Origin of the sequence: Streptomyces sp. NPDC001852, assembly GCF_042891825.1 — a bacterium.
Taxonomy (GTDB): Bacteria; Actinomycetota; Actinomycetes; order Streptomycetales; family Streptomycetaceae; genus Streptomyces.
In genome coordinates, this window is record NZ_JBIATN010000076.1 from 1 (window position 1) to 8150 (window position 8150).

Sequence of the window (8150 nt, forward strand, 5' to 3'; positions counted from 1 at the left end):
GCCCATTCCGTCAGATTCACGCTCTGACAACGACACTCACTCATACATGGTTACGCACACTTGTCCAACTTCGAGGACCAGCAGGTGGAGACCCCTCGGAGTACCAAGGCCGCTCCTGATCACCATCGAGTACCGCATCCCGGCCGACTACGCCCCTTCGACCGCGGCCCCTCGATCTTCGCCGCCTCAGCACACAGCGGCCCAGGCCCCGCAAACTCCTCGATCTCACCCAGGCTGTCTCGCGGAAGGTCTCGGCCACGCCCCCGGCCACCGTTCCCGAGTGATCACCTGCCGCGAGAGCGTCTCCCGCGCAGCTTCCAGCCGCCCGGTCGATCCGGCGATCTCCGCCCGGCACTCATCAGCGTTTCGACGCACGCCCCAGGTCCGCCGGAGACCCTGCGACACGCGCGTGCTTTGTGCAGTGCAACGCGCTGATCGTGCAGGAACTCACCCGGACGCCCTTCGCATACTCGGTGCCCGAGATACCGACACAATCCCCGATGACGCGGAGGCCGAGCTCAGTGCGAACATTCGTGTACACATCCCGTCCCTCGCGGGTCGTCTTCGGTGCCGGCACGGTGCGCCGGGTCCGCGACGAGGCCGAGCGGCTGGGCTGCTCCCGGGTGCTGCTGCTGTCCAGCCCAGCCCTGCCGGAGGCCTCTGCGCGAGTCCGCCGGGCCCTCGGCGACATGCTGGTGGCGGAATTCGACGGCGCGGCCATGCACACCCCGGTCGAGGTGACAGAGCAGGCGCTCGACGTGCTCACTCAGGCCTCCGCCGACGGCATCGTCGCCATCGGGGGCGGTTCGACGACAGGCCTGTCAAAGGCGCTCGCCCTGCGCACGGACCTCCCGCAGGTGGTCCTGCCGACCACGTACGCGGGCTCCGAGGTGACCCCCGTGCTCGGCGAGACACGGGACGGGCGCAAGGTCACGCAGTCCTCCCCGTCGATCCTGCCCGAAACCGTCGTCTACGACGTGGACTTCACCCTCACTCTGCCGCTGCCCATGACGGTCACCAGCGGTGTCAACGCACTCGCGCACGCCGTCGAGGCCCTGTACTCCGCCGACGCCAACCCGGTCACCGACCAGCAGGCCCTCGACGCTATCTCCCGCATCGCGCGGGCGCTGTCCCGCCTGACCGCCGACCCGGCCGACCCGGAAGCGCGCGCCGATCTCCTCCATGCGGCCTGGCTCGCCGGGACCTGCCTCGCCACCGTCGGTATGGGCCTGCACCACAAGCTGTGCCACACCCTCGGCGGCAGCTTCGACCTGCCGCACGCCGAGACCCACACTGTCGTCCTGCCGCACGCCATGGCCTACAACGCGCCCGCCGTCCCCGGCGTGATGCGTCGCATCGCCGACGCCCTGGGCGTGCCGGACGCCCCGAGCGGCGTGTACGACCTGGTCGCCGCCCTGGGCGGGCCCACCTCGCTGCGCGACCTCGGCCTGCCGGAGTCGAGCCTCGCCCACGCGGCCGAACTGGCCGTCTCGACGCCCTACCCGAACCCGCGGGAGCTGACCGCCGAGGACATGACGGAGTTGCTGACCGACGCCTGGTACGGGCGCCGCCCCGAAGGCCCTCCGTCCACGGAAGCGGGGCTTGCCCGCCTCACCGAACAGGTGGTGGCCAGCTTCGCGAGGGCCCCCGAGCCCCGGGTCCGTACCCTGCTCAGCGACCTCGTCCGGCACCTGCACACCTTCGTCGCCACCAACGACGTCACCGATGCCGAATGGCAGTACGCCATCGACTTCCTCACCCGGACCGGACAGCTGTGCAGCCCGACCCGCCAGGAATTCGTCCTGCTGTCGGACACCCTCGGTGTCTCCAGCGCCGTCGATCTGCTCACCAACTCCCGTACCCCCACCACCACACCGTCCGCGGTGCTCGGCCCCTTCTACGTGGAGGGGCCGCCCGGGGTCGCGCACGGAAGCGACATCTCCGCCGGGCTGCCCGGCATCCCGCTCTGGGCGGACGTGCGGATCACCGGCACCGACGGCGAGCCAGTCAAAGACGCGGTCGTGGACGTGTGGCAGTCCAACAAAGAGGGCTTCTACGACGTCCAACTCCCCGATCTGGACGGACCGGTGCTACGAGCCCGGTTGCGCACCCACGCCGACGGGCGGCTCACGTTCTGGTCCATCCTGCCCTCGGAGTACCCGATCCCCGACGACGGACCGGTCGGGCACATGCTCGGCGCGGTGGAGCGTCACCCCTACCGGGCACCCCATCTCCACTTCATGATCGACGCACCCGGCCACCGTCGGCTCGTCACACAGCTGTTCGTGTCAGGCGGCGCCTATCTGGACAGCGACACCGTCTTCGGCGTCAAGGACGAGCTCGTCGTCGACTTCGCGCCGCAGACCGGTCCCACCCCCGACGGCCGCCAGGTCGAGGGGGAGTGGCGCCGCCTCGACTACACCTTCCGCATCGCCCCCCTGGCCGACTGACCGAGGAGCGTCCACCGATGACATCCACCGACGCGCACCACACCTACGACACCGACGTCCTCGTCGTCGGCAGCGGCCCCGCCGGCGGCTCGGCCGCCCTGGCGCTGGCCACCTACGGCATCCGCACCCTGCTGGTGACGAAATACGGCTGGCTCGCCAACACCCCGCGGGCACACATCACCAACCAGCGCACCATGGAAGTGCTGCGCGACCTCGGCGTCGAATCCGAGGCACTGACGTTCGGCAGCCCGTCCCACCTCATGGGCGACACGGTGCTGTGCACCTCGCTGACCGGGCAGGAGATCGGCCGCATCCGCAGCTGGGGCACGGGGCCCGCCTCGGCCACCGAATACGCCTCGAAGAGCCCCTGCGAGATGATCGACCTGCCGCAGACGTACCTGGAGCCGATCCTGGTGAGCAACGCGGCGTCCCGCGGCGCCAAGGTCCGCTTCGACACCGAGTTCATCGGCTTCACCCAGGACGCCGATGGCGTCACCGCCTTCCTGCGTGACCGGGTCCGCGGCGACGAGTTCACCGTGCGGGCCCGCTACCTGATCGGCGCGGACGGAGGGCGCAGCACGGTCGCCGAGCAGCTCGGCCTGCCCTTCGACGGGCGCATGGCCAAGGCCGGCAGCATGAACATCGTCTTCAAGGCCGACCTCACCCGCTACTGCGCCCACCGGCCCAGCGTTCTGTACTGGGTGCTGCGGCCCGGGGCGGAGACCGGCGGCATCGGCATGGGCCTGGTCCGTATGGTCCGTCCGTGGAACGAGTGGCTGCTGGTGTGGGGTTACGACATCGAGCAACCGCCGCCGGAGGTGGACGAGATGGCGGCGCGGCAGACCGTGCGTGATCTCGTCGGTGACCCCGACCTGCCGGTCGAGATCACATCGACCTCGCTGTGGACGGTCAACCACAGCTACGCCACGGTGTATTCGTCCGGGCGGGTCTTCTGCGCCGGCGACGCCGTGCACCGTCATCCGCCGTCCAACGGGCTCGGCTCCAACACCTCCGTCCAGGACTCCTACAACCTCGCCTGGAAGCTCGCCATGGTGATCCGCGGGGAGGCCGGAGAAGCGCTGCTCGACAGCTACACGGCCGAACGTGCTCCCGTCGGACGGCAGATCGTCGAGCGGGCCAACCTCAGCCGTGACCAGTTCGGCCCTATCTTCGAAGTGCTGGGCGTCGGCGGCGGCAGCGACGAGCAGGCCATCGCCGAAGGACTCGCGGCGCTCGGGGCGCAGACGCCCGAGGCCAGCAAGAAGCGGCGCCTTCTCGAAGAAGCGATCCAGCTCAAGAACTACGAGTTCAACGCGCACGGCGTGGAGATGAACCAGCGCTACGCCTCGTCGGCGGTGCTTTTCGACGACGGTCCCGCCGAAGTCTGGGAGCAGGACGGCGAGTTGGTGGCCCGGCCGACCACCCGGCCCGGCGCGAAGCTGCCGCACGCGTGGCTCGTCGACGCCCACGGCGAGCGTCTGTCCACGCTGGACGTCATCGGTGACGGCACCTTCACCGTGCTGACCGGCCTGTCGGGCGGCGTCTGGGACACCGCCGCGACCGCCTGCCAGACAGAGCTCGGCGTTCCGCTGCGGGTGGTGCGCATCGGCCACGACAACTGCCGTGACGCGTACGGCGAATGGAGCCGAGTAAGCGAGATCGCCGAGGACGGCGTGCTGCTGGTGCGCCCCGACGGCTACGTCGCCTGGCGCCGCGCCAGCGCATCCGAGAGCGCTCAGTCGGCCCAGGACGAACTGCTCGGCGCACTGCGCCGGGTGTTGGACCGGTAGGAGAGAGCGGTATGGACAAGGTGGTGGCCACGGCTGAAGAGGCCCTGGCGGACGTGACCGACGGACGGTCGTTCGCCGTCGGCGGCTTCGGACTGAGCGGTGTCCCCGAGGTGCTCATCGGCGCCCTGTACGAGAGCGGGGCGAGCGGTCTGACCGTGGTGTCGAACAACTGCGGCGTGGACGGCCGTGGCCTCGGCATCCTGCTGGCCGCGGGCCGCGTCGCCCGGGTCACGGGCTCGTACATCGGCGAGAACAAGGAGTTCGCCCGCCAGTACCTCGCGGGCGAGCTCGAGGTCGAACTGACGCCACAGGGCACGCTCGCAGAGCGGCTCAGGGCGGGCGGCTGCGGAATCCCGGCCTTCTACACCCCGGCCGGCGTCGGCACGCAGGTCGCGGAGGGCGGGCTGCCGTGGCGGTACGCGCCGGACGGATCCGTCGCCATGGCATCGCCGCCCAAGGAGGTACGGACCTTCCATGGCGTCGACCACATCTTGGAGCACGCCATCACCACCGACTTCGCGCTGGTCAGGGCCGCGCGCGGAGACCGGCACGGCAACCTCGTCTTCCACCGTGCGGCACGCAACTTCAATCCGCTGGCCGCGATGGCCGGGCACATCACCGTGGCCGAGGTGGAGGAGCTGGTCGAGCCGGGAGCACTCGACCCCCACGAGATCCATCTGCCCGGGGTGTTCGTCCAGCGTGTCGTGGCGCTGACCCCCGAGCAGGCGGCCGACAAGGGAATCGAGAAGAGGACGGTGCGCGAGCGATGAGCTGGACCAGGGACGAGATGGCAGCGCGCGCTGCGCGCGAGCTGCGGGACGGCGACTACGTCAACCTCGGCATCGGCCTGCCCACCCGCGTGGCCGACCACCTGCCGACAGACATCGACGTCGTCCTGCACTCGGAGAACGGCCTGCTCGGCGTCGGACCGTATCCGTCACCCGACGAGGTCGACGCCGACCTCATCAACGCGGGCAAGGAGACGGTGACCGTGCGGCCGGGGGCGTCCTTTTTCGACTCCTCGCTGTCCTTCGGGATGATTCGCGGCGGTCACATCGACACCGCCGTCCTGGGCGCGCTGCAGGTTTCGGTCCGCGGCGACCTGGCCAACTGGGCGGTCCCCGGAAAGATGATCAAGGGCATGGGCGGTGCGATGGACCTCGTCCACGGCGCCCGCCGGGTCGTCGTACTGATGGAACACACGGCCAGGGACGGCAGCCCCAAGATCGTCGAGAACTGCACCCTGCCGCTGACGGGCCGGGCCTGCGTGGACCGGATCATCACCGACCTGTGCGTCCTCGACATCACGCCGACCGGACTCCGGCTCGTCGAAACCGCCCCAGGTGTGACGGCCGACGAGATCGCCGACCTGACACCGCTGAACTTCCACCCCAGTCCTGCAGGGAGCCACTGATGATCGAGAGACCGCGTGACGTGTACGTCGTCGACGCCGTGCGCACCCCCTTCGGCCGCTACGGCGGCGCCCTGGCGGGCGTACGCCCCGATGATCTCGCCGCCGGTGCGCTGCGCGCCCTCCTGGACCGCAGTCCCGACCTGGACCCGGGGCGCATCGACGACGTGCTGCTCGGAAACGCCAACGGAGCGGGCGAGGAGAACCGCGACGTGGCCCGGATGGCCGCGCTTCTCGCAGGACTTCCGGTCACCGTGCCGGGTGCCACGGTCAACCGGCTGTGCGGATCCGGTATGGAGGCAGTCGTCCAGGCGGCCCGGGCGATCGCGCTCGGTGACGCGTCCATTGCGGTGGCCGGCGGCGTCGAGTCCATGAGCCGCGCGCCGTGGGTGTTGCCGAAGCCGGAGCGTGCTTTTCCGGCGACGGACCAGCAGCTGTACTCGACGACGCTCGGCTGGCGGATGGTGAACCCGCGGATGCCGGCGGAGTGGACCATCCCCCTCGGCGAGAGCGCGGAACTCGTCGGCGCCAAGTACGCCGTCACCCGAGAGGCACAGGACGCGTTCGCCCTGGCCAGCCACCGCAACGCCGCCCGTGCCTGGCGTGAGGGCAGGTATGCGGGAGAGGTCGTCCCCGTCGAGGGGGTGGACCTGCCCCGTGACGAGGGCATCCGGGACGACACCTCCCTGGAGGCCCTCGCCCGGCTCAGGCCGGCCTTCATCGAGGACGGCACGATCACAGCCGGCAACGCCTCGCCGCTCAACGACGGGGCGGCCGCGCTGCTGCTCGCCGACGAGGAGGGGCTCGCGGCGACCGGCCGCGAACCACTGGCGCGGGTGCGGGCGGCGGCGGTGACGGGCATCGAGCCGCAGTACTTCGGACTCGGCCCGGTGGACGCGATCCGCAAGGTACTCAGGAAGGCGTCGGTCGCTCCCGACGAACTGCACACGATCGAACTCAACGAGGCGTACGCCGCACAGGCTCTGGCCTGCCTGGTCGCGCTGCCCGAGCTCGACCCGGAGGTCGTCAACCCGCGCGGCGGCGCCATCGCCATCGGCCATCCGCTGGGAGCCTCGGGCGCCCGCATCACCGGCGCGGTCGCGCATCAGCTCGCCGCGGCGGGATCCGGGACTGGGCTGGCGGCCCTGTGCATCGGGGTGGGCCAGGCACTGGCGCTGGTCCTGGAACGCTGACGCCGCTGCCACGGGCGGCGGGGGTGCCCCTTCACCTCTCAACCTGCGCGGCGCAGGGCGGCCGGGGTGGTCCCCAGCCTGGCGCGCATCGCTCGTGTCAGGTGTTCCTGGTGCGAGAAACCACATTCGACCGCCACCTGCCCGATGGGGGCGGAACCCGTGCGCAGCATTCGGCATGCCTGCTCCAGGCGCAGCGCGAGCAGGTACTGGTGCGGCGACTGCCCGGTGCTCGCCCTGAACTGCCGGGTGAACTGGCTGCGGCTCAGCGAGGCGGCGGCGGCCAGATCCGCGATCGGCAGTGCCTCGGCGAGCCGCTCCTCCATGAGCTCCCTGACCGCCACGAGCTGCCGGTCGCTCAATCCGGACGGACCGGGAGGCGGCTCGGCGGGCGCGGCAGCGTGCCGCCGTACGAGCTGTGCGGCGAGCATGCCGGCGAGGTGGTCGACGTAGGTGCGTGCCGACGGCTGCCAATCCCGTGCCACCCCCGCCAAGGCCAGGACGAGCTGTTCGGCCAACGGATCGACGGCACCCAGGTCCTCGGACAGCTGGACCGGCCGACCGTCGTTGGCCTCGCGCAACGCCTCGTCGCTCAGATAGACGTGCACGGTCTCGAGCCGGCCGGCGAGTTCCACGGACAGCGTTCGGCCAGCTGGCTGCACGAACAGCCCACCGCGTGGGACCGCCCGCGACCGCGCCTTCGGCCCTTGGCCCCTGCGGACGGTCACCGGTCCGCTGAGATGCAGGATCAGCAGGTGGGTGGGGGCCGGTTCGAAGCGAGCGTGGTAGGGCTGTTCCTTCTGGCAGGAGAGGTAGAGGTGATCCCAACCGAGCCCTGCGCTGCTGTGCTGCGGCTCTACGCCGGGCTGCCGCAGGATGCCCAGCGTGTCCGCGAGTCCGAGCTCTGCCACGGTACGATCTCCTTGCAGCACCTCGCCAGAAATTGAACTGTAAACTATATTGCTGTGTCGAGGACAGACCTGGTTCCGCGCACCCGGCTCCCGCTTCCGACATCCGGGTCAGCCTGAACCGTCGGGCCACCTCCCGGTCGCCGACTCCGGCCTCGATCGGATCGGCGGCTGCGAGCCCGACTTGCTCACGCTGAGCCCGTTCCTCGGCCGTCAGCCCACCGCCATCGGGGTACCGCAGGGCCTGTTGCGAAAGTGCTGGTCATAGCCAATCGGCAGGTGGCCGTGACGACGGCCAGTCTCGCGTTCTCGGATCGATGAGCCCGAAACGCCGTTGCCGCTCGACTCAGGTGTCGAGGAGTTCCGGCACGAAGATGTCCTCGCACGTCAGCCTTCGCTTC

General features: G+C 70.3%; 6 protein-coding genes. 5 read left to right on the forward strand and 1 reads right to left on the reverse strand.

Annotated features, from left to right (window positions below; translation table 11 throughout):
• The first annotated feature begins 521 nt into the window (after nt 1–521).
• From ACFYZB_RS46425 to ACFYZB_RS46445, 5 genes are read left to right on the forward strand one after another with little or no spacing between them, the layout of a single operon-like run.
• Nucleotides 522–2450: a maleylacetate reductase and hydroxyquinol 1,2-dioxygenase domain-containing protein gene (locus ACFYZB_RS46425; protein WP_388768165.1), complete on the forward strand. Its 1929-nt coding sequence runs from the start codon at nt 522–524 to the stop codon at nt 2448–2450.
• A 17-nt stretch (nt 2451–2467) separates the two neighbouring features.
• Entirely contained in the window at nt 2468–4240 is a 1773-nt protein-coding gene (locus tag ACFYZB_RS46430) for an FAD-dependent oxidoreductase (protein ID WP_388768167.1), read from the forward strand.
• An 11-nt stretch (nt 4241–4251) separates the two neighbouring features.
• A complete protein-coding gene (locus ACFYZB_RS46435) occupies nt 4252–5010 on the forward strand; it encodes a CoA transferase subunit A (RefSeq protein ID WP_388768169.1) in 759 nt (252 codons plus the stop codon).
• Nucleotides 5007–5654 (forward strand): CoA transferase subunit B, encoded by a 648-nt coding sequence (locus ACFYZB_RS46440; protein WP_351607189.1) that lies wholly within the window; start codon nt 5007–5009, stop codon nt 5652–5654. Before ACFYZB_RS46435 ends, ACFYZB_RS46440 begins: the two co-directional genes overlap by 4 nt.
• A complete protein-coding gene (locus tag ACFYZB_RS46445; protein WP_388768172.1) occupies nt 5654–6844 on the forward strand; it encodes a thiolase family protein in 1191 nt (396 codons plus the stop codon). Before ACFYZB_RS46440 ends, ACFYZB_RS46445 begins: the two co-directional genes overlap by 1 nt.
• A 38-nt stretch (nt 6845–6882) precedes the next feature.
• Here the strand turns inward: ACFYZB_RS46445 and ACFYZB_RS46450 are convergent, their stop codons facing one another.
• Entirely contained in the window at nt 6883–7752 is an 870-nt protein-coding gene (locus ACFYZB_RS46450) for a helix-turn-helix domain-containing protein (protein ID WP_388768173.1), read from the reverse strand.
• Nucleotides 7753–8150 lie beyond the last annotated feature (398 nt).

Bases quoted from the DNA above. Each gene is read 5' to 3' on its own strand.
- ACFYZB_RS46440 (WP_351607189.1), top strand. From the start codon at position 5,007: ATGAGCTGGACCAGGGACGAGATGGCAGCGCGCGCTGCGCGCGAGCTG.
- ACFYZB_RS46445 (WP_388768172.1), top strand. From the start codon at position 5,654: ATGATCGAGAGACCGCGTGACGTGTACGTCGTCGACGCCGTGCGCACC.
- ACFYZB_RS46430 (WP_388768167.1), top strand. From the start codon at position 2,468: ATGACATCCACCGACGCGCACCACACCTACGACACCGACGTCCTCGTC.
- ACFYZB_RS46435 (WP_388768169.1), top strand. From the start codon at position 4,252: ATGGACAAGGTGGTGGCCACGGCTGAAGAGGCCCTGGCGGACGTGACC.